General features: G+C 54.9%; 19 protein-coding genes, 1 other RNA gene and 1 pseudogene. 12 read left to right on the top strand and 9 right to left on the bottom strand.

What is annotated here, in order from left to right:
- Nucleotides 1-3: 3 nt before the first annotated feature.
- From Q0W94_RS07580 to asnB, 7 genes and pseudogenes are all read left to right on the top strand, one after another.
- Nucleotides 4-1,242 (top strand): protein kinase domain-containing protein, encoded by a 1,239-nt coding sequence (locus Q0W94_RS07580; RefSeq protein ID WP_297757362.1) that lies wholly within the window; start codon nucleotides 4-6, stop codon nucleotides 1,240-1,242.
- A 30-nt stretch (nucleotides 1,243-1,272) separates the two neighbouring features.
- The gene (locus tag Q0W94_RS07575) at nucleotides 1,273-1,944 is read left to right on the top strand and encodes a DUF1614 domain-containing protein (RefSeq protein ID WP_297757358.1); all 672 of its coding nucleotides are present in this window, start codon (nucleotides 1,273-1,275) and stop codon (nucleotides 1,942-1,944) included.
- A gap of 69 nt (nucleotides 1,945-2,013) precedes the next feature.
- Nucleotides 2,014-2,466 (top strand): photosynthetic/respiratory NAD(P)H-quinone oxidoreductase subunit N, encoded by a 453-nt coding sequence (gene ndhN / locus Q0W94_RS07570; protein WP_297757355.1) that lies wholly within the window; start codon nucleotides 2,014-2,016, stop codon nucleotides 2,464-2,466.
- Between the two features lie 129 nt (nucleotides 2,467-2,595).
- On the top strand, nucleotides 2,596-2,856 hold the full coding sequence (locus Q0W94_RS07565; RefSeq protein ID WP_297757352.1) for a TM2 domain-containing protein: 261 nt from the start codon (nucleotides 2,596-2,598) through the stop codon (nucleotides 2,854-2,856).
- A 138-nt stretch (nucleotides 2,857-2,994) separates the two neighbouring features.
- A complete protein-coding gene (locus tag Q0W94_RS07560; protein ID WP_297757350.1) occupies nucleotides 2,995-4,821 on the top strand; it encodes a DNA polymerase III subunit gamma/tau in 1,827 nt (608 codons plus the stop codon).
- 110 nt (nucleotides 4,822-4,931) lie between these two features.
- A pseudogene (locus Q0W94_RS07555) lies at nucleotides 4,932-5,952 on the top strand (integrase core domain-containing protein).
- A 1,040-nt stretch (nucleotides 5,953-6,992) separates the two neighbouring features.
- Entirely contained in the window at nucleotides 6,993-8,990 is a 1,998-nt protein-coding gene (gene asnB / locus Q0W94_RS07550; protein ID WP_297757348.1) for an asparagine synthase (glutamine-hydrolyzing), read from the top strand.
- A gap of 119 nt (nucleotides 8,991-9,109) precedes the next feature.
- Here the strand turns inward: asnB and Q0W94_RS07545 are convergent, their stop codons facing one another.
- Nucleotides 9,110-9,361 carry a hypothetical protein gene (locus tag Q0W94_RS07545; RefSeq protein ID WP_297757346.1) on the bottom strand — a complete coding sequence of 84 codons (252 nt, stop codon included), beginning with the start codon at nucleotides 9,359-9,361 and terminating at the stop codon, nucleotides 9,110-9,112.
- The gene (locus tag Q0W94_RS07540) at nucleotides 9,358-10,029 is read right to left on the bottom strand and encodes a PHP domain-containing protein (protein WP_297757344.1); all 672 of its coding nucleotides are present in this window, start codon (nucleotides 10,027-10,029) and stop codon (nucleotides 9,358-9,360) included. Before Q0W94_RS07540 ends, Q0W94_RS07545 begins: the two co-directional genes overlap by 4 nt.
- A gap of 120 nt (nucleotides 10,030-10,149) precedes the next feature.
- Between Q0W94_RS07540 and ffs the strand changes: the two genes are divergently transcribed.
- From ffs to nadA, 4 genes are all read left to right on the top strand, one after another.
- An RNA gene (gene ffs / locus Q0W94_RS07535) (signal recognition particle sRNA small type) lies at nucleotides 10,150-10,246 on the top strand.
- A gap of 24 nt (nucleotides 10,247-10,270) precedes the next feature.
- Nucleotides 10,271-10,915: a bifunctional phosphoribosyl-AMP cyclohydrolase/phosphoribosyl-ATP diphosphatase HisIE gene (gene hisIE, locus Q0W94_RS07530; protein ID WP_024123980.1), complete on the top strand. Its 645-nt coding sequence runs from the start codon at nucleotides 10,271-10,273 to the stop codon at nucleotides 10,913-10,915.
- Between the two features lie 78 nt (nucleotides 10,916-10,993).
- Complete coding sequence (crtD, locus tag Q0W94_RS07525) at nucleotides 10,994-12,538, top strand: C-3',4' desaturase CrtD (protein WP_297757340.1); 1,545 nt, start codon at nucleotides 10,994-10,996, stop codon at nucleotides 12,536-12,538.
- A gap of 22 nt (nucleotides 12,539-12,560) precedes the next feature.
- Complete coding sequence (nadA, locus tag Q0W94_RS07520) at nucleotides 12,561-13,517, top strand: quinolinate synthase NadA (protein WP_297757337.1); 957 nt, start codon at nucleotides 12,561-12,563, stop codon at nucleotides 13,515-13,517.
- A 2-nt stretch (nucleotides 13,518-13,519) separates the two neighbouring features.
- Here the strand turns inward: nadA and Q0W94_RS07515 are convergent, their stop codons facing one another.
- The 6 genes from Q0W94_RS07515 to Q0W94_RS07490 form a co-directional block, all read right to left on the bottom strand.
- Nucleotides 13,520-14,407, bottom strand: coding sequence for a hypothetical protein (locus Q0W94_RS07515; RefSeq protein WP_297757334.1), 888 nt, complete (start codon nucleotides 14,405-14,407; stop codon nucleotides 13,520-13,522).
- A 10-nt stretch (nucleotides 14,408-14,417) separates the two neighbouring features.
- Nucleotides 14,418-14,918, bottom strand: a complete 501-nt coding sequence (locus Q0W94_RS07510) for a hypothetical protein (protein ID WP_297757331.1) — start codon at nucleotides 14,916-14,918, stop codon at nucleotides 14,418-14,420.
- Nucleotides 14,919-14,971: 53 nt separating this feature from the next.
- Complete coding sequence (locus Q0W94_RS07505; protein ID WP_297757326.1) at nucleotides 14,972-15,661, bottom strand: lipoate--protein ligase family protein; 690 nt, start codon at nucleotides 15,659-15,661, stop codon at nucleotides 14,972-14,974.
- A complete protein-coding gene (gene adhE, locus Q0W94_RS07500) occupies nucleotides 15,661-18,318 on the bottom strand; it encodes a bifunctional acetaldehyde-CoA/alcohol dehydrogenase (protein WP_297757323.1) in 2,658 nt (885 codons plus the stop codon). The genes Q0W94_RS07505 and adhE overlap by 1 nt, the downstream gene beginning before the upstream one ends.
- Before the next feature lie 39 nt (nucleotides 18,319-18,357).
- Nucleotides 18,358-19,122: a pyruvate formate-lyase-activating protein gene (gene pflA / locus Q0W94_RS07495; protein WP_297757321.1), complete on the bottom strand. Its 765-nt coding sequence runs from the start codon at nucleotides 19,120-19,122 to the stop codon at nucleotides 18,358-18,360.
- A gap of 494 nt (nucleotides 19,123-19,616) precedes the next feature.
- Nucleotides 19,617-20,159 carry a 1-acyl-sn-glycerol-3-phosphate acyltransferase gene (locus Q0W94_RS07490; protein WP_297757319.1) on the bottom strand — a complete coding sequence of 181 codons (543 nt, stop codon included), beginning with the start codon at nucleotides 20,157-20,159 and terminating at the stop codon, nucleotides 19,617-19,619.
- Nucleotides 20,160-20,345: 186 nt separating this feature from the next.
- Here Q0W94_RS07490 and Q0W94_RS07485 point away from each other — a divergent pair, with 186 nt between their 5' ends.
- Nucleotides 20,346-22,289, top strand: a complete 1,944-nt coding sequence (locus Q0W94_RS07485) for an ABC transporter ATP-binding protein/permease (RefSeq protein ID WP_297757316.1) — start codon at nucleotides 20,346-20,348, stop codon at nucleotides 22,287-22,289.
- Here Q0W94_RS07485 and Q0W94_RS07480 read toward each other — a convergent pair.
- A complete protein-coding gene (locus tag Q0W94_RS07480; protein WP_297757314.1) occupies nucleotides 22,286-23,659 on the bottom strand; it encodes an NAD-dependent succinate-semialdehyde dehydrogenase in 1,374 nt (457 codons plus the stop codon). The genes Q0W94_RS07485 and Q0W94_RS07480 overlap by 4 nt on opposite strands.
- Nucleotides 23,660-23,755 lie beyond the last annotated feature (96 nt).

Below are 23,755 nucleotides of genomic sequence, written 5' to 3'. Positions count from 1 at the left end.
ACCGTGATTATCCTGCACCTGTTGGACCCTTGGAAACGCACTCCGGTTAGAACCTGGCGTTTTCCCATAAAAACAACCATCCGCATTGGTCGCGCTGCCGACAATGATGTGATTCTCAACGATATTCTGGTTAGCCGCTATCACGCGGAACTCTCGTGCTACCGGGATCCAGAGAATCTCGGTCGTTGGTTTCTCAAAAGTTTGGGGGCGATCGGTACGTTTGTCGATGGTCGCCTTGTTGATGAGAGCAAACTTGCCAGTGGCAGCCTCATCCAGCTAGGACCCACAGGCCCGATTCTGGAATTCCATGAGCAAACCTTTCGCCGCAGTGCCCCCACTCTTGGTGAGTGTACCCATGCCGGTAATATGCCCGGGAATCTGTTTTGCATTCACTGCGGTCAACCCCTCAATGTGCAGCGCACCGTACGCAACTATCACATCCTGCGCCTTTTAGGCCAAGGTGGGATTGGCAGGACCTACTTGGCCTGTGAAGCTCACCCCCCTGGGGGATGGACTGGCAAGGTTCCAGAGGTGCGGGTTCTCAAGGAACTGCGGTCTGAGATGGCGGATAATGAGAAGGCGCAGGAACTTTTTGAACGGGAAGCTCGTATCCTGCAACTCCTTGAGCATGCAGGGATTCCCCGCTTTTATGATTTTTTTGTGGAAAATGGGAAAAGCTATTTGGTCATGGAACTCATTCATGGTATTGACCTAGAGCGCTGGGTACTGCGCAATGGCCCGGTGCTGATTCCTCAGGCGCTGCAGTGGATGATTCAAACCTGTGGTGTCTTAGACTACTTGCACAATCAGGATCCACCAGTGATTCACCGTGACTTGAAACCTAGTAACCTGTTGGTACGATCGCGGGATAACCAAATTGTTTTGATTGACTTTGGGGCGGTCAAAGAACTGGGGCATTCCCCCACCCGCGTTGCTGTGGAGGGCTACAGCGCCCCGGAACAGATGATGGGCAAACCCACCATTCAGTCCGATCTGTTTGCAGTGGGCGCAACCTTAGCCTTTCTACTTTTGGGAGATAATCCAATGCGCTTCTATCATCACCGTCAGGGCTACCATCGGCTTGATGTATCGGATCGCCCAGAAATTCCCAATCCTTTGAAGGACGTGATCCACCGCGCCACCGCACCTTTGCTATCTGAGCGCTATCCTTCTGCTATTGCTTTGGCCAAAGCACTTAGGCAGACCCTGGCAGAACTCTCCCAAGAATCGTCCAAAGTTTGATGCTCCAGTTTGAACGAGTTGTAGGTTTCTATGATTTATCTGCCCGTTACTGCCCTGCTGTTTGTGCTGCTGCTCCTGTCGCTGCCTTTCTTCTGGCTGGCGATCGCCTTCGATGCCGTACAGGTGGCCGTTGCCAAGTTGGGCTTTTCACCGACTGCTGCCTCGGTCTTACTGCTGATGGTGATTCTCGGCAGTACAATTAACATTCCCCTCTACGAGCGGGTCTCTACGGTGGCGATTGTTCCCGATTTTGAAGAACTCTGGTTAAGTCGGTTTTGGGGAATTCCCCTGCGCAAAATTCAGCAAAAAACTATTGTGGCCCTGAATGTGGGCGGTGGCCTAATCCCCACACTGCTGGCACTCTATCAATTTACCCGTGTGAGTCCCCTAGCGATTCTTTTGGTGACCTTGATCGTGGCTGTGGTGAGCTACTATTCTGCCCAAGTGGTACCTGGCATTGGGATTCAAATGAATGCTTTGGTTGCCCCCCTCACGGCAGCAATGACAGCCATTTTAATTTCTGGGGGCATAGCGGCAGCACCTATTGCCTTTGCCGGGGGCGTGTTGGGAACGCTGATTGGTGCGGATTTACTACACCTGCGGGAAATTGAGCGAATGTCGGCGGGGGTGCTCAGTATTGGTGGTGCGGGTGTCTTTGATGGCATTGCCTTATGTGGGTTATTTGCACTGCTATTAACTTAGGCATACCCGCAGTAAGAATAACCATGATAAAGTGCTGGATGAAATGCTAAAACCTCTGAGAAAAGATCTATGGGTCTGCTGGCTGGCTATCAATTTGTCAAAGATTTAGAATCCGCTGGGGCATTGGCACTCTTTGTTCCCCCAGAGGGCGGTTTTGAGGGTCGCTATCAACGGCGACTGCGTTCCAAGGGCTATACCACTTTGCCCATGAGCGCACCGGGCTTGGGGGATTTAGCAGCCTACCTGACCCAAGAGCACGGAATTCGTCCGGCTCACACGGGCAAAGAAGACATTCGCGTTTATTTTCAGCCGCCCTTAGTGACGTACCATTTGGAAAACCTACCCCCCAATGCTAAGGGACTGGTGCTCTGGCTGATTGATGGTAAGCGGCTCTCAAGGCAAGAATTTGCCTACTTGGCACAGTTGACCCAAACCCTACCGAAGTTCAAAGTCGTGGTGGAAGTGGGGGGCGATCGCGTTGTGCGCTGGGAACCCCTTGCGGATTGGGTTGCTGCTGCCTAGGCTCTAACACTGCTGCGTCAATCCACAAACTGCCTACTTGCCCCTTGACAGTCTTCCTTCAACTCTGAAGGATATAGGCCAGAGGGGCTTGGTCTCCCTGTATCAAAAATAACCATTGGGAAAGGGACGATGACTTCAAATTCCGACATCTCAGGGAAAAAACTTGCCGCTGGCATCTGTGGTATCCTCTTGGGTGCCCTTGGCATTGACAAATTTGTCCTTGGTTACAACACCGAGGGCTTGATCATGTTGCTGCTAAGCTTGTTGACCTGCGGCTTGGCCGCCCCGGTCATGGGTATTATTGGCTTAATTGAGGGAATTATGTACCTCAGCAAAAGTGACCAGGAGTTTTACAATACCTACATCGCTGCTAAAAAGGGGTGGTTCTAAGGTCTCGGATTTATTCCATCCGGGGAGATGGCGGCAATTGCTGGCCTGCTAGAATAACAGGCGCACACTCAAGTTTAAAGCTTTAAGTTCAGGAAGTTAACCACAGGATTTCTTTGGCCTATCCATTGCAGCCCAGCGGTGACCTACGAACCCCTGCATCACAAATACCGCCCCCAACGCTTTGCAGACCTAGTGGGTCAGGGGGCGATCGCCACCACCCTCACCCAGGCTTTGCTCAAGGAGCGCATTGCACCCGCCTATCTCTTTTGCGGTCCCCGTGGCACAGGCAAAACCTCTAGTGCCCGTATTTTGGCAAAGTCTCTCAACTGCCTGAAGAGTCGGAAACCAACTCCTGACCCCTGTGGCCAGTGCGAAGTCTGTCGGCAGGTCGCTAATGGCACCAGTTTGGATGTCATTGAAATTGATGCAGCCAGCCACACTGGGGTGGATAATATCCGCGAACTGATTGAGAAGGCACAATTTGCCCCAGTGCAGTGTCGCTACAAGGTTTATGTGATTGACGAATGTCACATGCTGAGTGTGTCGGCCTTCAATGCCCTCCTCAAAACCCTAGAGGAGCCGCCGCCCCATGTGGTCTTCATCCTAGCGACAACGGATCCACAGCGGGTGCTGCCCACCATTATTTCCCGCTGCCAGCGCTTTGATTTTCGGCGGATTCCCCTAGGGGAGATGGTTGCCCACCTTCAGGACATTGCTGATAAAGAGCAAATTGATATTGAGCCTGAAGCCTTGACCCTTGTGGCCCAATTAGCCCAAGGGGGACTGCGGGATGCTGAAAGCTTGCTGGATCAGTTGAGCTTATATCCTGAACGGATCACGGTAGAACACGTATGGCAACTGGCCGGAGCGGTGCCAGAACAAGATTTGCGGCAATTGTTGGGGGCGATCGCCCGTCGGGATGCAGTGGCAGTTCTCGAGCAGACCCGCCAATTACTGGAGCGGGGTCGCGATCCGCTGACAATTCTGCAAAATCTGGCCAGTCTCTATCGTGATTTGCTCTTGGCAAAAACTGTCCCTCAACGGCAGGACTTGGTAGCCCTCACCGCAGAAACTTGGCAGGCCTTGATTGCCCTTGCTGAGGCATGGTCAGTTGAGGAGATTCTGCACGCCCAACAACATCTGCGCACCTGTGAAAGCCAAATCAAACAGAGCAATCAACCCCGCCTCTGGCTGGAAATTAGCATTTTAGGACTGATGACAGAGAGGGTTCCCCAACCGCCCCCAGCTACGGTCATGCCTGCTGCCAGTCCACAACCGACCACTGGGGCGCCGCCTAGGATTAAACCCGAAGTTGCTGTTGCCGCCAAGCCCGCAGAACCCCTCCCTCAGAACTCGGAATTGTCAGTTAAACACCTGCAAATTAAAGAAACCGCTGCTGCGGCACCTGAACCAGCGGCATCTCCTGAACCCGTAGCCAATCCCGTAGCCAATCCCGAACAGGTGTGGCAACAGGCACTACAGGTCTTGCAGCAGATGCAAATGAGTACCTATGCGCTGCTTTCACAACATGGTCACCTACGGCACTTGGACGATCGCGAGGTACAGATTGGTATTGTCAACCAAACTCTGTTAAATCTGACGAAAAATAACCAAGCCAAAATTGAAGCTGCCTTTTCCCAAGTTCTAGGCCGCCGCACCAAAGTTGCACTCTTGAGGTTGCGCCGCTGCCCCACAACACCACACCTGCACCCGAAGCCAAGGAGCCGCCGCAATCCTCTGTCGTCATCCCCCAGCAGCCAAGAGAAGCCCCACCACCCCCCCGCTGGAGAGCCAACCCCTGTTCCACCCCCACCACCCCTCACCACCGCTGCCGATCCTGTGCGTGAATCTGCCGAAAAACTGGCACGATTCTTTAACGGTGTGGTTATTCGCCTACCCGATGAGGGCGAAAGTCCGGACACCCCAATTCCTGAAGCTGCTGAAGAGGATGAGCTGGAGTTTTAAGGCCTCTGAGGGTTTAGTTGTCCGGTCCTGCATCGTTATATTCCCAGAAGTTGTGCTCAACTCCTCGAAGCAGACCGGCTCTTCGAACGCCTGTTACCAGACCGAAAAGCATGCAAGGAAGGAGCGTAGCCATGCCCCGGATTCACGCTAAGCCCGAACCACACCTCGGATTCGCCGCGAGGCCCGACAAGCACCCGCTTCGGTAAGTCACCGCGACCTTGCCAGACGCTACGGTATCCACCGCCATACGGTCGCGAAATGGCGAAAGCGCCGGGGTGCCGCAGAGGTGTTGCAGACAAGAGCACCCGCCCTCATCGCTTGAACACTATGCTTACTGCAGCGCAAGAGCTTGCGATCGTTGAGGTGCGTAAGCTCCTTTTGCTGCCCCTTGATGACCTGCTGGTTCTTGCCTGAACCTTCCTCAACTCCAACCTCAGCCGCTCAGCGCTAGATCCCTGTCTGCGCCGCCACAGGATCTCGAACCTACGCGCACTGCAAAAGGAGCGCGCAAGCGCAGAAGGAGGGACAAAACGACCACGCGGCAGTTCAAAGACGACGAGCCAAGGTTTATTCGCATCAACTCAAGTACCTGCCGCAATGTCTCAAGAAGAGAAGTGCCCTTAGCTCTGCGTCGCAATTGACCGGGCAACGCGTTGGGTCTATCTGGCAATCCACGAGGATCAGAACGCTGAATTTGCGACGCACTTTTTTGCGCACGTGCTTGCCAACACCCCTTTGGGGTACATACTCTTTCTCCAGATAACGGCAAGGAGTTCACCGACCGCTTCTGCACCACGGGCGATCGCCAACCCACCGGACGCCATCCGTTCGATCAGCTCTGTGCGAACAAGAGAATTGAGTATCGGCTCATCCAACCTCGCCACCCGCAAACCAATGGCATCGTCGAGCGCCTCAACGGTCGCATTGCCGAGATTCTGGGCGCTGAGCGTTTGTCTCCGCCGCTGATCTGCAAGAGACGCTCACAGGCTACCTTTGGACGCACAATCACCGAATTCCCCAACGCGCTTGGGACCACATGACACCCATCGAGAAACTCTGAACATGGCCAATGGAGCGACCAGAGTTGTTGTTTCAAAGGTAGGTCATGTCCCGGGTCTTGACCTGCGCTGAAGCGAGCACCGATGGATGCAGGCTCCAACGGTTCTATTGATGAGGTGATTCGGAATTATTGTGGTGCGTAATGTCTCATTATTTATTGGAATAGTTTATTGGAATGACTATAATGAACACAACTGACTGACCGAGAGCCTCTGCTCGCGGAACAACTTATTGAGCAAACTCTTTAGAGGAAATGAGACTAATGCCCCCCCAAAAAACTAACCCAAGCGGAGGCTCACCTTGCCTTCGGGCGCAACTGGCTGGAAGATCACAGAGGTTGAAGTGCGTGAGACGGAAGCGGGGCTTTTGTAGCTTCTGGGTGGAGAGGGGCTTGATGGCAAGCGCTTTCTCAATATCGGAGGTGGTTCAGATCTGCACAATCTCGCGGCCCTTCGACTTGGGGCGCGGGAGGTGGTGGCGGTGAACAGCAACGCCGATTCGGTGGCAACCACCCATGCTGTGCTTTCTCATTTCGTGTCCGGCGGCGCTTACCGCATCAAGCAAGAAAGTATCTTCAAGCTCGCACCCACCGAATGGGGAACTTTCGATGTGGTTTATTCCTGGGGGACTGCACCACACCGGCGACCTCGACTGCGCTTTGGCTTGTGCCGCGCGGATGGTGACACTCGAGGGTCTCCTTGTGTTGGCACTTTATCGGCGCATCTGGATGGAGCTGTTCTGGCGTTGGGAAAACAGTTGGGAAAACAATTGTACTGGTATGCGCAGGCTTCTCCTGCGGCTCAGGCTCGGATGCGATGGGTGTATGTGACCCTTTTGCGCCTTGGCCTTCGGTTAACTGGCCGGCGGTTTGCAGACTATGTGACCGCCTATCGTGGTAACCGCGCAATGGATTACTACCACGATATCCATGATGGACTGGGTGGCTGGCCGTATGAGTCCATCAGGCCCGATGAAGTGTCCGCCCGAATGATCGGGCTAACTTTACACCAGTTCCGATTTTCGCACGCTAGGGAAGGTTTTCGGATATTGTCGGTTCGGGATGCAATGACTACGTCTATAGACTCTATAAACAATTGGTGCAGAGCTGAGCTATGTGCGGTTTAACTGGTTTCTGGCAGTTTGGCGGTTGCCCTGGTGATGATGCTCGCGCCACTGTGCAACGCATGGCCGACACTCTCATCCACCGCGGGCCGGATGATGCGGGAGTATGGGTAGATGCAGAAGTGGGCATTGCACTGGGTCACCGTCGGCTCGCTATCCTCGATCTATCTCCTGCTGGCCACCAGCCCATGGTGTCGGCCTCTGGACGGTACGTGATCGTCTTCAACGGCGAGATCTACAACTATCTCGAGTTGCGCGAAAAGCTTACCAAAGTCAACCCTACCGGGATGGTTCCCCCATGGCGCGGCCATTCCGATACGGAGACATTGCTCGCGGCATTTGAAGCTTGGGGTATTGAAAAGACCCTCGAGCGCGTCGTGGGGATGTTCGCCATTGCCCTCTGGGATCGGAAAAGGCGTATGCTCACACTGGCGCGCGATCGCATGGGTGAAAAACCGCTCTACTATGGCTGGGTGCACGGCACACTAGTATTTGGCTCCGAGCTCAAGGCATTGCGGGCATATCCAGGGTTTGACAATGCTATCGAGCGCCAGGCGCTAGCGCTTTTCATGCGGTACGACTACATACCCGCACCGTGGAGCATCTACGAAAACATTTGGAAGCTGCCCCCGGGTTGCTTTGTGCAGTTTGGGGAGCAGTCCCTCAGCCCCGGCGCCTCTCCTGCCGGGAAAGGGGAGATCAAAGCCTATTGGTCGGTGCGCGAGGTGGCAGAGGCGGGGTTCAGAGAGCCGCTTGCGTGCACGGAAGCGGAGGCCGCCCAGGAACTCGAACGCCTGCTCAGGCAAGCCATCACTGGGCAAATGGTGGCCGATGTGCCCCTGGGGGCGTTTTTGTCGGGCGGGGTGGATTCTTCCACCGTGGTGGCGCTGATGCAGGCGCAATCTGCGCGGCCGGTGCAGACCTTCACCATCGGTTTTCACGAGGGCGACTACAATGAGGCCGAGCACGCCAAGGCCGTGGCGCGGCATCTGGGCACGGCGCATACCGATCTCTATGTGACACCGGACGACGCGATGGCGGTCATTCCCCGGCTGCCCGCGCTCTACGACGAGCCCTTCGCCGATTCGTCCCAGATTCCTACCTTTCTGGTAGCTGGGCTCGCGCGCCGGCAGGTGACGGTGAGCCTCTCGGGCGATGGGGGCGACGAACTCTTTGGGGGGTACACCCGCTATTTCTGGACGCGCGCGCTGTGGAAGCGGCTGGGTGTGGTACCCATGCCGCTGCGCCGGGCGTTGGCGGCAGCTTTGACCGGGCCCTCACCCGCCGCGTGGAATCGCGTGTTTCGGTTGCTGGGCCCGCTGCTGCCGCGCCGGCTTAGGGTAAAGCTCGCCGGCGACAAGATGCACAAGCTCGCCGAGTTGCTGGCGCTCGATTCCCTGGAGGCAGTGTATCGCTACCTGGTCTCCCACTGGAAGCATCCGGCGGAGGAGTTGGTCATCGGTTGCACGGAGCCCGAGACGATTCTTTCCCGCCGCGATGCGTGGCCGGCGAGCCTGGCCCAGGGCCAGCGGCCCTTCGAGGAAGTGATGATGTTCCTCGACCAGCTCAGCTATCTGCCGGATGACATCCTGGTCAAGGTGGATCGCGCGGCGATGGGGGTGAGCCTGGAAACCCGCGTGCCGCTCCTGGATCACCGCGTGGTGGAATTTACTTGGCGGCTGCCCTATCACTTCAAGATCAGGGAGGGGCAGTCCAAGTGGCTGCTGCGCCAGGTGCTCTACCGATACGTGCCCAAGGAATTGATCGAGCGGCCTAAGATGGGGTTCGGCGTGCCGCTGGATCAATGGCTGCGCGGCCCGCTGCGGGAGTGGGCGGAGGATTTGCTGTCGGAAGCGCGCCTCAAGCGCAAAGCTTTTCTCAATCCAGAGCTAGTGCGGCAAAAGTGGCAGGAGCATCTTTTGGGTCGGCGGAACTGGGCATACCATTTGTGGAATGTGTTGATGTGGGAGGCGTGGCTGGCTGCCTAGAATGCCAAGATTTCTCTTCTTGGTAATTGAAGATCACTTTCATAGGGACGGCTGGATTCTGACTGCAATCACAAAAAGGCTCGCGATCGCCCCCCAGCATCAGCAGCTGCAGGTTGTTCCTATTGGGAGGATGGCAAAGCAGGTCTGGGCAGATAACGAGTAACGTGTGACGTAACTTGTGACCATAGAAGCTGTAGCTGCTCCCCTAGGCGATCGGGACCGATACCAAAAAAGATTTGCAATAGGAAGACAACCAGGGCAATTTTAATCGCCGTACCGAGAGTGACCTTGAGCACAGTGATGAGCCAGCGGAGCACAAACCAGCTGATGACGATCGCCCCCACGGTGATCAGAAGTTCAGTTCCTGTCATCGCCGCACCAGAATGCTTTGGCCGTGGGTATCGGTCCCACAGGTCTCTAGGAGTTGATGCTCTGCCGCCAAGGCATGCACCAAGGCCGTTGTTTCTGGCGTAGATTCCCAGGGATCGGGGTTACCGTAGCAATAGTAGGTCTCCACACCATCAATTCCCCGTGCCACCGCAGCGGGAATCAGTTGTTCCGCAGGCAGCCGATAGCGAGCCGGGTGCGCCAAAATCGCCAAGCCACCCGCCTCATGGAGAGCCGCAATCACACGCTCCGCCTGGGCCCATTCTCCTTCAGGGGTGCTGCCCAGGGTATAGGGATGCAGGATTGGGGCATGGGGGTCAAAGCCATAGCCCAGGATATGCACTTCTGTGTCAAGCAGTTGGGCAGTAATTTCAATACCGGTGTAAACTTTGGGACGATCCGTCCCTGGATAGGCTTCGACGTATGTCCGAGCCTGAAAATAGCCCTCTAAAGCATGGTGATCGGTAATGGCAAAGCCCTTGAGACCGTGGATCATTGCCTGTTGCGCCACTTGCTGCGGTGTTAGCTGGCCATCTGAACAAATCGTGTGGAGATGAAAGTTATAACGATAGGGACAACTGGTTGCCGTCAACGTCCGAAAGAGACCCCGGAGAGTCTCAGCCTGCGTCACCATCAGTGCAGCAAGGGTCATAGGCATTACCAAATCTTACGCTGTTACCCTTTTAATATAAACTTTCTTTAAGAAACTAGGGATAAAAATTCCTAATAGGGCAATTTATGGGGTTGGATGACATGTGCTATGATATAGGTTGGCTCGGAATCATGCGATCGCAACGCCTAAACCTTGTCAGGTCCGGAAGGAAGCAGCAATACGGGATGCTTGCGATAGGCGTGATCTCCGGGTCACCCTCTGGAGAACTGCCAACGAATTGATGCCCGCCACTGCCCTTAGCCTCCCCCTAGATGAGATTCGCTACGATGAACGGGGTTTAGTGCCAGCGATTGTCCAAGACTATTTGGACGGAACCGTGCTGATGCTGGCATGGATGAATCGGGAATCGCTCCAGAAAACCCTTGAGACGGGTCGCACATGGTTTTGGAGTCGATCGCGCCAAGAATTGTGGCCGAAGGGGGAAACCTCTGGCCATGTGCAGTGGGTAAAAAGTATCCGCTATGACTGCGATAGTGATGCTCTATTGCTCACTGTAGAACAGGTGGGGCACATTGCCTGCCACACAGGCGAGCGTAGTTGTTTTCACCGCCATGGAGCCAAGGGAGAATACATTGAGCCCCCTCCCGCCGATACCCTCTCACAGGTATATAGCATTGTTTGCCAGCGGCGGGATTTCCCGCAGTTGCAGTCCTACACGTCTAGCCTATTCACTGCCGGGGATAACAAAATTCTCAAGAAGCTGGGGGAAGAAACCGCAGAAGTGGTCATGGCCTGCAAAGACGATGATCCAGAGGCGATCGCCAGCGAGGTAGCAGACTTGTTTTACCACACCCTTGTTGCCTTGGCCTATCATCGGGTGTCTTTGCGGCAGGTCTATGAGCAGCTGCAGTTGCGGCGGCGCTAGGTGATCGCCTTTTGCCTTGTCAGCCCTGGCTGCCCGTGGCTAAAGTGCTAAGTACTGCTCACTGACTTAGGAATAACAATGGCAAAGCACGTGGTCGTCATTGGCGGCGGCATTGGTGGTCTGACGACAGCAGCCTTGTTGGCACGACGGGGCTACCGCGTCCAACTATTTGAACAGGCCGCCCAATTAGGGGGCTGTGCTTCAACCTTTCAGCGACGCGGCTTTACCTTTGATGTGGGTGCCACCCAAGTGGCGGGTCTGGAGCCGGGGGGGATCCATGCCCAGATTTTGGCTGAATTAGAGATGCCTCTGCCAGCAGCAACCCCCTGTGACCCCGCCTGTGCGGTGTATCTGCCGCAGGAAACAACGCCCATTAATGTTTGGCGCCATCGCGATCGCTGGCGACTAGAACGTCAACGCCACTTTCTGGGCAGTGAGCGATTTTGGCAAGGCCTTGAACAACTATTTGCCATTAGTTGGCGATTTCAGCAGCGGCAGCCAATTTTGCCCCCCCGCAATGGCTTTGATCTGTGGAAACTGGTGCAAGCCCTGCGTCCCGACACCCTCCTCACGGTGCCCTTTAGTCTGATGACGGTAACCGATTGGCTGAATCTCTGTGGTCTGGGGAGCGATCGCCGGCTGCGGCAATTTCTAGATCTCCAGCTCAAGCTCTACTCCCAAGTGGATGCCAGTGAAACGGCATTGCTCTATGGTGCCACCGCTCTCTGCCTTGCCCAGGAGCCCCACGGTCTTTACCATCTCCACGGCAGTATGCAGGTGCTCAGTGATTTGCTAGCCAATGCCCTGCGGCGGGATCGCGGCCAAATCTACACCCGTCATCGGGTCCATTACATTGAAGTCGAGGGAGGGCGTGCCGTCGCCGTACAGGTGGAAAACCTAAAAACAAAAACCTTGGAGCGCGTTGCCGCCGATCACATTGTGGCCAATGTCCCTGCCCAAAACCTGCCCCAGCTCCTTGGCGATGCCCTTCCCCCTGGCTATGCCCGCCGCTTAAAAAGGCTGCCGCCGGCCGCCGGTGCCTTCGTCCTCTACCTGGGAGTGAAGGAGTCCGCCATTCCGGAAGCGTGTCCACCGCACCTGCAATTTCTCTACGATCCGCAGGGGCCAATTGGCGAAAACAACTCCCTCTTTGTTTCTGTGAGTCAGCCCCAGGATGGCCGTGCTCCCGACGGCTATCGCACCCTGATTGCTTCTAGTTTTACCGAACCGAATTTCTGGCGGCAGCCCCACTTAGATTACGCCGCCACCAAGGCACAATATACCCAAACGGCTCTGGAACGCCTCGGGGAATTCTTTGATCTGCGGCCCGAGCACATTGTCCACTGCGAAGCAGCCACTCCCCGCACCTTCTGGCGCTACACGGCACGGATAGATGGCATTGTCGGTGGCATTAGTCAACGCCTGAGCACCTTTGGCCCCTTTGGCTTGGCAAGCCGCACCCCAATTCCCCACCTGTGGTTAGTGGGAGATTCTGTACATCCAGGGGAAGGCACTGCCGGCGTCAGCTACGGTGCCCGTGCCCTCGTCCAACAGGTGGTTGCCAGTGATACCAATTTTGGTAAAAATCACTATAATAGAGGAACACCGAGGCCAATCAATTGATGAGGAAACGGACACGCTGTGTTTGCCACCCTTGCTGCCCCCCACCCCCCCCCTCCCCCTTGATCTGGTTGCCGCTATCCAAGACCGGAAGCGGGAACTGAATGCAGTCATTCTGGCGCACTACTACCAAGACCCGGCCATTCAAGATGTGGCCGATTATATTGGTGATTCCTTGGGGCTGTCACGGCAGGCGGCCAGTACCAATGCCGATGTCATTGTCTTTGCGGGGGTGCATTTCATGGCCGAAACCGCCAAGATCCTCAACCCCGATAAGTTGGTGCTGCTGCCCGATTTGGCGGCGGGCTGTTCTTTAGCAGATAGTTGCCCTGCAGACGCCTTTGCTGCTTTTAAGGCGCAGTACCCTGACCATTTGGTGATTTCCTACATTAACTGCTCTGCCGAAATTAAGGCCCTCAGTGACATCATCTGCACCAGTTCCAACGCGGTGAAAATTGTCCAGCAGTTGCCGGCGAATCAACCCTTGATTTTTGCCCCCGATCGCAACCTTGGCCGCTACGTGATGGCGCAAACGGGTCGGCAAATGGTGCTTTGGCAGGGCAGTTGTATTGTCCATGAAACCTTCTCAGAGCGACGTATCCTCGAACTCAAGGCTGCCTACCCCACCGCTCAGGTCATTGCCCATCCCGAATGCGAAGAGGCGGTGCTCCGCCATGCCAATTTCATTGGTTCAACAACCGCCCTGCTTAACTACAGCCAAACCGAAGATTGCGACACGTTTATCGTTGTCACCGAGCCCGGGATTCTCCACCAGATGCAGCGGCGCAACCCTCAGAAAACCTTTATTCCTGCACCGCCTCAGGATCAGACCTGCAATTGTAACGAGTGCCCCTTTATGCGTCTGAATACCCTAGAAAAGCTCTATTTGTGTATGCGCGATCGCCAGCCCCAAATTCAGCTGCCCGAGGACGTGCGCCTTGCTGCCCTCAAGCCCATCCAACGCATGCTGGAAATGTCCTAAGGTTAGATCTCGGCAACTGCTCGCTCAATCAGGCGCCGCGCCAAGGTTTGCACCCCAGTGTGGTAGTAGTAGTTGGTGCTCATGTCTAAAAAAGCACCCAAGTAGTCGAGGTTATCTTTCGAGAGTTCAATAAAGCTTTGCAGACGATTGATCACCTTTTGCGGTGTTAACTCGTGGCTGCTCACAAATTGGCTCATCCACCCCTGCACAGCATTAAAGCTCTGAATAATAAAGCCCAATTGACCGCTGGGATTGCCCCCCGGCACCACAGCACTAATGGCTTTGAAGGTGGGGTTTTCCTGCAAGTCGTTGGGTTGCAAGCTTTGCAGTGTGCCCAAGCATTTGAGGAGAAAGTCAGGCCCTAGGGGAATCAGACCATCAAAGCAGATGAGGGCGGCCATCCGCATGAGGGATTCACCACTGTAGTCGGCAAGGGCCCGCAGGAAGTCACCGAGGCTATCACCGGGAATGCCATTGATTTGACAAAAAGCGAGAATTTCTACAATCAGCTTAAGGCTGAGGTCAAGGGACTGCGCCCGCTCTGGCTTGGGGGTGATTTTGTCTAGGAAACCGAAGAATGAAATTTTCTCACCCACTTTGTTGGCAAGGGCAGCCGCCCCTAGGAGGGCATCGGTATTGTCCACGGTTTGATAGAGCCACAGTGCCCGCTGATAGCCTTGGGATTTGTCATTAAAGAGCCGCACGGCGCGATCGCCAATTTGGCGGATCAGGGCAGGATCCGTTTCCCCCGTCACATGGCGGATCGTGTTATCAAAACCAACGATATTTTGCCACTGCCCCGGGATGATGAAATCCAAGGACTTGAGAGCCATAACAGTAAGACCCCCGGTGGGGAGTTGATCAACGATTTTGTAGATAGGTTCGCTCACGGTTGTCTCCTTAGGGGGCAAGTTGGTCTAAACCAGCCAGATCAAATTTTTCAATCCATTCCTTGCGATCGCTGGCGGTAAAACTGGGATCGCGGGAGAGCACCTTCACCTGATAGCGGTTAGCCACCAGAATTGCCGTTTGCGTTGTCCCCACCTCTACGGCTGGATAGCCGGCAATCTGCATCGTAGTGTTTTGGAACTTGGCTGCCGCCTCAGGGGTGCTAATGGTATCGGCGATGGCCAGCATCGCCAACTCTTTGCCATCTTTTTTCAGCTTAGCCTCGGCAAAGCCCTTTTTCTCTTGGACAAAGATGCGCTCAAAGCCATTCCCCGCCGGCGGAAAGAAGCGATTAAATTCGCTGCCTTGGGTGGCTTGGCGACTTACTGCCGCTGGGGCATTGCGCTGGGTGCTCTGCTGTTGCACCTGCTCGTAGGGCGAGGGGGGGGTGGAGGCACAACCCGTGATCAAAAGCGTAAGGGCTAAAACAAGTGCACTCAGCCAGCGAACCATGGCAATACTCAAGACAATAAGCCAATCATAGCCTAGGCGGGGCAGCCCCAGGCTCAGTTCAAAATTCTGTTAATGTCTTGCCACTCGCGATCGCTCAAGGGTTCTGGGGTCAGGCTCACCTGCCACTGCGCCTCAAAGGCGTCCAAGAGAGCCCTTTGCACCACCGGCAAAGGGGGAAGGGACTGCCGATGCGGAACACTGCCAAAGACCTGCTGCCATAGATTGGGGTCAGGGGTAAGGACAATCGAACCGTGCTGAAGGACGCGATCGCCCCGCCAGGCTTGGGCACTGCCAATGACCTTCTCGCCAGTCGGTAAAACTAAATCGGCCACAGTTGCCCGTGCAAAGCAATTGATGGGAGCGTTGGCGCGATAGCGTTCCTGTCCCAACTGCAGTGGCCACCCTAGGCGCTCAAATCCCACCTTTAGAAATTGACACAAATCGGCATAGACCTGCTGCCGCCGTTGCCCTAACCCCCACACCACCAAACTGTAGGTGAGGTCCCCTTGATGTAAAACAGCTCGCCCACCGGTGGGTCGCCGCACCAGCTCTACAGGTTGCCCTTGCCAGTGCTGGTGTTGCCACTGCTGCGGAATTTGCCGTTGACGGTAGCCAAGGGAAATGGCTGGCGGTGACCAGGTGTAAAACCGCAGACAGGGGCGATCGCTCCCCTGCCAGAGCCAGCAATCCACCGCCATTTGTACCTTCCCCGGCGCTGCCAAGGGGGGAATATAACGCCACATCAACTCGCAGGTGCTTCCTCGGGATGGTAGGCTGCCGCCTCCCGCCGACACCCCATATAGGCAAGGATATACAACTCCTTGAGGTCTTGGATCAGCGGATAGCGGGGATTGGCCCCCGTGCACTGATCGTCAAAGGCCAGTTCGGCCATGCTCTCCACCTGCTCATAGAAAGCTTGATCCTCACTGTTGAGGGCCTCCTTAATCGTGGCGGGAATCTCTAACTGGGCTTTCAAATCCTCAATTGCCGCAATGAGACGCTCCACTTTTTCCTCTGGAGTTGTGCCGCCCAATTCAAGGAAGTCGGCAATTTGGGCATAGCGCTCCTTGGCTTGGGGATACTTGTACTGCGGGAAGATCGCCTGTTTCAGGGGAGCATCGGTGGCATTGTAGCGAATCACATGGCAAATCATGAGTGCATTCGCCAGGCCGTGGGGCACATGGAAGGTAGAGCCCAGTTTGTGGGCCATCGAGTGGCAAACCCCCAAGAAAGCATTAGCAAAGGCCATGCCGGCGATCGTAGCGGCGTAGTGGACCTTTTCCCGCGCCTCTGGATCGGCAGCCCCCAAGCGATAGGCCCGGGGTAGGTAGGTAAAGAGCAGTTTGATCGCCTCTAGAGCCAGTCCCTCCGTAAACTCCGTCGAGAGCACCGACACATAGGCCTCCAGGGCGTGGGTCAGCGCATCAATGCCACCATAGGCCGTCAGTTTCTTGGGCATGTGCAGCACCAAGTCGGGATCCACAATCGCCATCGTTGGGGTAAGGGCATAGTCCGCCAAGGGGTATTTAATCCCCACGCGATCGTCGGTAACCACGGCAAAGGGGGTCACTTCCGAACCTGTCCCTGAGGTGGTGGGAATTGCCACCAGGATTGCCTTTTGACCCAAGGGAGGCAGTTGATACACCCGCTTGCGAATATCCATGAAGCGCATGGCAAGGCCGTCAAACTCCACCTCTGGGTGTTCGTACAACAGCCACATCACCTTGGCCGCATCCATAGGTGAGCCACCCCCCACGGCAATAATTACATCGGGCTGATATTGCCGCAGCAACTCTAGGCCGCGGTTGACAGTACTGAGGGTTGGATCTGGCTCCACCTCATGGAAGATGTCGTGCTTGATGTCCAGTTCTTCAAGGGTGTGCACAATTGGTTCAGTGATGCCCAAGTCAAAGAGGGGTTTATCAGTCACGAGGAAGGCGCGTTTTTTCCCTGCCAGCTCACGCAGGGCAATGGGCAAACAGCCGGGTTTGAAGTAGATTTTGGGCGGCACCCGGAACCAAAGCATATTTTCCCGGCGATCGCTCACCGTTTTGATATTCAGCAAGTGACGGGGACCAACATTTTCCGATGTGACGTTGCCGCCCCAGGTGCCACAACCAAGGGTCAGCGACGGATCTAACTTGAAGTTGTAGAGATCTCCAATTGCCCCCTGGGAAGAAGGGGTGTTAATCAGAACCCGCGCCGTTTGCATGCGGTATTTGAAATAGGCAATATCATCTTGATTGCGGGGATCGGTATAGAGCACCGAGGTATGCCCCTTGCCCCCAAAATTCACCAACTGGGCCGCCATCTCCACCCCCTTATGGAACTGGGGTGCCCGATATAAGGCCAATACCGGACAGAGTTTCTCATAGGAAAATGGCTCCTGCGGCCCCACTTCACTCACTTCGCCGATGAGTACCCGCGTCTCTGGCGGCACTTGGATATTGGCCATTGCTGCAATGGTGGCTGCCGATTGACCAACAATGGCGGCATTGAGGCGACCCTCCTTCAGCAGTAGTTGGGCCACCTGCTGCCGTTCCTCGGGGGAGAGAATGTAGGCACCTCGCCGTTGAAACTCAGCTTTGACCGCGTCATAAATCTCATCAACAACAATCACTGCCTGCTCCGAGGCACAGATCATGCCATTGTCAAAGGCCTTACTGAGGAGAATCGAACTCACCGCCGTGGGAATGTCGGCTGTGGCATCAATGAGCACGGGGGTATTCCCCGCCCCGACCCCGATCGCCGGATGGCCAGAGGAATAGGCTGCCTTGACCATACTCGACCCCCCCGTGGCCAAAATCAGCTTGATCTGCGGGTGCTGCATCAGGGCTTGAGAGAGTTCAATCGTCGGCTCATCAATCCAGCCAATAATATCGGGGGGCGCGCCGGCAGCGACCGCTGCATCCAACACCACCTTGGCTGCTGCAACCGTACAGCCCTTTGCGCGGGGGTGGGGCGAAAAGATAATGCCATTGCGAGTTTTCAGGGTAATCAGTGCCTTGAAGATGGTCGTTGAAGTGGGGTTCGTGACCGGGACCACACCAGCAATGATCCCCACCGGTTCGGCAATTTTTTGGATACCAAAAATGGGATCATCCTCAATGACGCCGCAGGTTTTCTCATTTTTGTACTTGTTGTAGATGTATTCCGAAGCAAAGTGATTTTTAATGACTTTATCTTCGACAACCCCCATGCCAGTTTCGGCTACGGCGTGTTTGGCCAGGGGAATCCGTGCTTGGTTGGCCGCCATGGCTGCTTGGTGGAAAATGTGATCCACTTGCTCTTGGGTAAATTGGGCGTACTGACGCTGCGCCCGTTGGACGCGCTCAATCAGCCCTTCCAGATCGGCAAGGCTTTGAACGGGTGGGTAACTGTTCAAGGTTGGGGCATTCATGGACGACTCCTTAGAAAAGGAATTTTTCAAATTGGCAAGTTATTGGACGTTGAGGTCATATTCCCGAAAGAGGGCGATCGCCCGCTGCACCTCCTCTGGACTAGCGGCTGGAGTATCAAAGAGTTCATAGGGCAACCCTAACTGCCGCCACTTGTATTCCCCCATCTTGTGAAACGGCAACACCTCCACCTTCTCAACATTGCTGAGACCAGCCACAAATTGCGCCAACCCCCGCATATTTTCGGGATCATCCGTCAGCCCCGGTACCAAGACAAAGCGGACCCAGGTCGGTTTATGAATCTCATCAAGGTACTTGGCCAACTCCAAGGTGGGGGTAATCGTGACACCGGTGACCCGCCGATAAGTCTCTGGCAGGAAGGATTTGATGTCTAGCAAGACTAAATCGGTGACCGCCACAACTGGCTTTGCCGCCTCAAGAACGACATAACCTGAGGTATCTAGGGCAGTGTGCAATCCCAACTCGTGGCAACGCTCAAAAATTTCGCGGACAAATTCCGGCTGCATCAGGGGTTCCCCGCCACTGGCCGTCACGCCCCCTTGGCGCAAATAGGACTGATAGTGTTGAATGTCGGCAATCAGTTCATCCACGGTGACGAGCTTCCCCTGATGGGGTTCACGGCAGTCAGGATTGTGGCAGTACAGGCAGCGCAGCGGACAACCTTGGGTGAAAATGACATAGCGGATACCGGGACCATCAACCGTGCCACAGGTTTCAACCGAATGAATATAGCCTGTCACCTTTTGTTTTTTGGGTTGTTTTTCAGGGAGTGTCGAAACCATCATTAGAACCTCGGTAAAAACAGATGACTTTAGCTAGCTTTTACGGAGTTGCCAAGAACCGGCCAAAAGATTCCTTAAAATTAAAATTTTGATCGCTCTTAAGAAAGTATCCCAGTTAACAAAAACTCAATGTTAAATGGCTCTCGACGTCTGGCCTACGGCCTAGGGAGCACGTCTGTCCTACAGGCTCTATGGGTGTCTTCCATCCTTGGGCAAAAAGTGGTGAAGTGCTGAACTTCAGTAAAACTATAATTTCAGCATAAAGGCAGAAGAACAATTTGCCCGCTGTCTTAATTAACTTTTAGGATTGGTGGCTGTTTTGCAACTTTTTCTAACTTAATGAAGAATTTTTAAGTGGATAATGCGGGTGGGCGATCGCTCCCTCCAGGGTTGGAAGATATCGCGATTGAGGCTTGGGATGATTTAATTCAATCTTGCCTTTATTCTACAAAATTCCCTTGACTTAGGCCAATTGTGCAATGGGTTACCAATTAGCCCTAGGATTGGGCACATTTGCGAGCCTCAAGCACGGCTGCATGCAAAGCTGCTTGCAACTGCTGGGTGAAGTCTTGAGCCTGTTGCTTGCGGTTGCCCTCTTGCCCAGGGGCTGTCCACAGGGGTGATCCAATCCACAGCGCCACCCGAGCACGGAACTGTGGCTGCGGATGATAGGCAATACCGACGGGAAAAATCGGTAGCGGGCGATCGATCTGCAAGACCAGACGGGCAAGGCCTGGCTTGAGGGGACGAACCACTTGATTGGGAACAATCCCCCCTTCCGGAAAGATCACCAAGGGCTGGCCCGCGTTGAGAATCGCCAAGACATGGCGCAAACTGCTGGGTTGGGGGCATTTCAGATTGACAGCAAAGGCCCCCAGGCGACGGATAAACCAGCCCTGCACACCGCCAAACTCAATGGCATTGGTCATAAAGCGCAGGGGATAGGGCCACACCAAGGGCAAGATGACGGGATCCCAGCGACTATAGTGCTTGGGAGCGAGGACAAACTGGCCCTCCTTGGGTAAATGCTCGCGACCCACAATCGTTATTCGCGAAAAATATAGGGGCAGAAATAGACGGTGAAGAGGCCAGAGTCCCCAGTAAAGCCAGGGCGAGATATGAGATGTGGTGGGTGCTATTTTTTGACGATGCATCCGTGCGTCTCCCTAGCCACCCTACTACAATAGTAGCCTTGTAGCCCCTTGCCACTGTCGAGGAATCAGCCAATGTCACAGCCGACCCATCGTTTTGATGCCCGTGTCTGGGGGCAGTTTCTGCGGATTGCCCAACCCTACTTTTTCCCCCGCGATCGCGGGGGCAGCAGTGTGATCTTTATCCTGCTGCTTTTTCTGGTCATTGCCCTCATGTTTGGCTTCCTCTTTGGCCTCACGGCAGCTATCACCTTTGGCCTGAATGCCCTTGCCCCCGAACTGATGGGACAAATTGCCGGGGGCCTCATGGAGATGATGCACTCCCTGTGGGCACAGCCCCTCAGTCGTAGTCTCATCCTAGGCACAGTGATTGTGCCCTTGGGGGTTTTTGTCTTGCTACGGCAAGACCTATTGCCGCGGTGGCAAGCATGGGCACTCCTGGGCTTGCTGCTGATGCTCTCCCTGTCGGTGAGTGGCCTAAACGTGATCATTAGCTTTGTCGGGCGCTTCTTCCAAACGGCACTGGCGGAAAAAAATGCCGAAACCTACTGGCGCTTTCTCTGGGTTTATGCCGCAGTTTTTGTGGTGGGGACACCCATTGTCGTCATTTATCGCTATGTGCGGGAGTATTTAGGGCTGCGCTGGCGGGATTGGCTCACCCGCCATTTTTTGGATCGCTATTTCCAGAATCGGGCCTACTACACCATCGAAAACCAAGGGGAGATTGATAACCCTGATCAACGGATTACTGAGGATGTCCGCTCATTTACGCAAACCTCGCTCCAGTTTTTGTTGATCATTCTTGGCGAAATTATTGACCTCATTGCCTTTAGTGGCATTCTCTGGAGTATCTCGCAAACCCTGACACTGACATTGATTGGCTATGCCATTGTCGGCACCATCGTCACGGTTTTAATTGGGCAACGGCTGATTTGGCTGAATTTTAACCAACTGCGGCGGGAGGCAGACTTTCGTTATGGCCTTGTCCATGTGCGCGATCATGCCGAGTCTATTGCCTTTTATCGCGGTGAAGCCCAAGAGTCGGTGCAAGTGCGTCAACGCTTTCTTGAAGTGCTGCGGAACTTTAACCTTTTGATTGGCTGGCAGCGAAATCTTGATTTTTTCACGACAGCCTATAACTATTTTGTGATTATTGTGCCGGCAGCGGTGGTTGCTCCCCGCTACTTTGCTGGTGAGATTGATTTTGGTTCTATTAGCCAAGCTAGCTTTGCCTTCTCTCAGGTGCTGGGGGCCCTCTCAGTCATTGTGAACCAGTTTACGAACCTCACGGGCTTTATTGCCGGCATTGAGCGTTTGGCAGAGTTTGATGAGTCGCTAACAACTCCCACGCTACCACCGCAATCGCACATTGAATTGGTGGAAAAACCCTACATTGCCCTAGAACATGTCACCGTGGATACCCCCAATTTGGCACGACGGCTGGTGGAAGATGTCACCTTTGCCCTTGAGGCGGGGGACAGTGTGGTGATCATGGGGCCCAGTGGCGTCGGTAAAAGTTCGCTACTGCGGGCGATCGCCGGCCTCTGGCAAAGTGGCAGCGGTCGCATTATTCGTCCACCCATGGATGAAGTGCTCTTTTTGCCCCAGCGTCCCTATATGGTGTTGGGCACGCTGCGCACCCAACTCCTCTATCCTGGGGGCGATCGCCAAACCCCGGACGATGTGCTTTTGCACGCCCTGGATGAAGTGAACTTGGCCCATTTGCCCGATCGCGTGGGTGGTCTCGATGTGGAATTGGCCTGGGATGATGTGCTGTCTCTTGGGGAGCAGCAACGACTGGCAATCGCTCGCCTCCTACTCAATCAGCGCCCCTACGCCATTTTAGATGAAGCCACCAGTGCCCTCGACTTAGCCAACGAAAAACGGGTTTATGCCCATATTCAGCGCATTACTCGCAGCTACATCAGTGTAGGCCACCGTGAGAGCCTGCTGCAGTATCACACCCACGTTCTGGAACTGAAAGGCGATCGCGAATGGCAATTCTACGCTGTCCGTTAGCCCCAGCGACAAACGGTTTTGATGTTAACAAATTCCAAAAGTCCTGCCCGTCCCAGTTCACGGCCATAGCCGGAGGTCTTCATCCCCCCAAAGGGCAGACGGGGATCAGACTTGACCATTCCGTTAATAAAGACAACCCCAGCTTCCAGATCCCGCACCAGTAACGCCGCTTCCTCCTCCCTTTGTGTCCAAGCACTGGCGCCTAAACCAAAGGGTGTGGCATTGGCCAGTTGAATTGCCGCAGTCAGGGACGATACCCGAAAGAGCACGGCCACAGGCCCAAACAGCTCTTGGGTAAATACGGGGTTATCGGGAGTTACCTCTGTCAAAATTGTCGGCGCAAAGAAATACCCCTGCTGGGTCGGCAGATCTAGAGAGCGGCGGTAAAATACCTTGGCACCATGACTCAGGGCGAGTGCAACTTGGGCGTGGAGCTCATCGCGAATGGCGGCAGTGGCCAGGGGGCCGAGTTGGGTGGTGGGTGCCAAGGGATCACCAATTACCCAGGACTCAAAGGCAGCTTTCATACCCTCGGCAAAGGTGTCATAGACCGCCTCATGGACAATAAAGCGTTTGGCGGCAATGCAGGACTGGCCATTGTTAATCATGCGCGCTTGGACCGCGGTGGCGATCGCCTGGGAGATATTGGCGCTGGGCATCACAATAAAAGGATCACTCCCCCCCAGTTCTAGAACCGTTTTCTTGAGGTGCTGACCCGCTGCTTGGGCGAGACTTTTGCCCGCTGCTTCGCTGCCGGTGAGGGTAGCCGCCTTAATCCGTGGATCCGCCACCAGATCAGCAACAGCACTGCCAGGGATCAGCAGGGTTTGAAAGACCCCTTCAGGAAAGCCCGCTTCACTCAACAGATGAGCGATCGCCAGTGCGCACTGCGGCACATTAGAAGCATGCTTGAGCAGAGCCACATTCCCCGCCATTAAAGCCGGTGCCGCAAAACGAAATACCTGCCAAAAGGGAAAATTCCACGGCATCACCGCCAGAATAATGCCAAGGGGCTGGTAATGAATGGCGCTGTAGCTTGCCTCCGTAGGAATGAATTCAGGCTGCAGGAAAGTTGCCCCCTGCTCGGCATAGTAACGACAAACCCACGCACATTTGTCAATTTCAGCCCGGGCCTCTGTAATCGGTTTGCCCATCTCAAGGGTCATAAGGCGAGCAAGAGCCTCCCGCTGCTGTTGCAGGAGATTTGCCGTGTTTCCTAGCCACTGGCCACGCTGTTCAAAGGATGTCAGGCGATAGGTCTCAAAGGCCATCGCCGCTTGGGCAATGGCTTTCTCCACTTCCTCAGCCCCCAAGGGAGAAAAGGTTTTTAAGACCTCAGCAGTTGTGGGATTAACGGACGCGATTGCCATAATTAAATTTCCCTATCTGGCTAACGCCAGCGATCGCTAGCGCCTAGGACCCGGGTTCAGTATGCTAATTCTAGCGTTTGTTATAGTTCTCGTCTT

It is taken from the genome of Thermosynechococcus sp. (assembly GCF_025999095.1).
GTDB lineage: Bacteria > Cyanobacteriota > Cyanobacteriia > Thermosynechococcales > Thermosynechococcaceae > Thermosynechococcus.
This window is presented reverse-complemented; position numbering and strand designations above follow the sequence as displayed.

Bases quoted from the DNA above. Each gene is read 5' to 3' on its own strand.
- asnB (WP_297757348.1), top strand. From the start codon at position 6,993: ATGTGCGGTTTAACTGGTTTCTGGCAGTTTGGCGGTTGCCCTGGTGAT.
- Q0W94_RS07575 (WP_297757358.1), top strand. From the start codon at position 1,273: ATGATTTATCTGCCCGTTACTGCCCTGCTGTTTGTGCTGCTGCTCCTG.
- Q0W94_RS07510 (WP_297757331.1), bottom strand. From the start codon at position 14,918: ATGGTTCGCTGGCTGAGTGCACTTGTTTTAGCCCTTACGCTTTTGATC.
- ndhN (WP_297757355.1), top strand. From the start codon at position 2,014: ATGGGTCTGCTGGCTGGCTATCAATTTGTCAAAGATTTAGAATCCGCT.
- pflA (WP_297757321.1), bottom strand. From the start codon at position 19,122: ATGATGGTTTCGACACTCCCTGAAAAACAACCCAAAAAACAAAAGGTG.
- hisIE (WP_024123980.1), top strand. From the start codon at position 10,271: ATGCCCGCCACTGCCCTTAGCCTCCCCCTAGATGAGATTCGCTACGAT.
- Q0W94_RS07505 (WP_297757326.1), bottom strand. From the start codon at position 15,661: ATGTGGCGTTATATTCCCCCCTTGGCAGCGCCGGGGAAGGTACAAATG.
- Q0W94_RS07545 (WP_297757346.1), bottom strand. From the start codon at position 9,361: ATGACAGGAACTGAACTTCTGATCACCGTGGGGGCGATCGTCATCAGC.
- Q0W94_RS07540 (WP_297757344.1), bottom strand. From the start codon at position 10,029: ATGACCCTTGCTGCACTGATGGTGACGCAGGCTGAGACTCTCCGGGGT.
- crtD (WP_297757340.1), top strand. From the start codon at position 10,994: ATGGCAAAGCACGTGGTCGTCATTGGCGGCGGCATTGGTGGTCTGACG.
- adhE (WP_297757323.1), bottom strand. From the start codon at position 18,318: ATGAATGCCCCAACCTTGAACAGTTACCCACCCGTTCAAAGCCTTGCC.
- Q0W94_RS07565 (WP_297757352.1), top strand. From the start codon at position 2,596: ATGACTTCAAATTCCGACATCTCAGGGAAAAAACTTGCCGCTGGCATC.
- Q0W94_RS07480 (WP_297757314.1), bottom strand. From the start codon at position 23,659: ATGGCAATCGCGTCCGTTAATCCCACAACTGCTGAGGTCTTAAAAACC.
- Q0W94_RS07485 (WP_297757316.1), top strand. From the start codon at position 20,346: ATGTCACAGCCGACCCATCGTTTTGATGCCCGTGTCTGGGGGCAGTTT.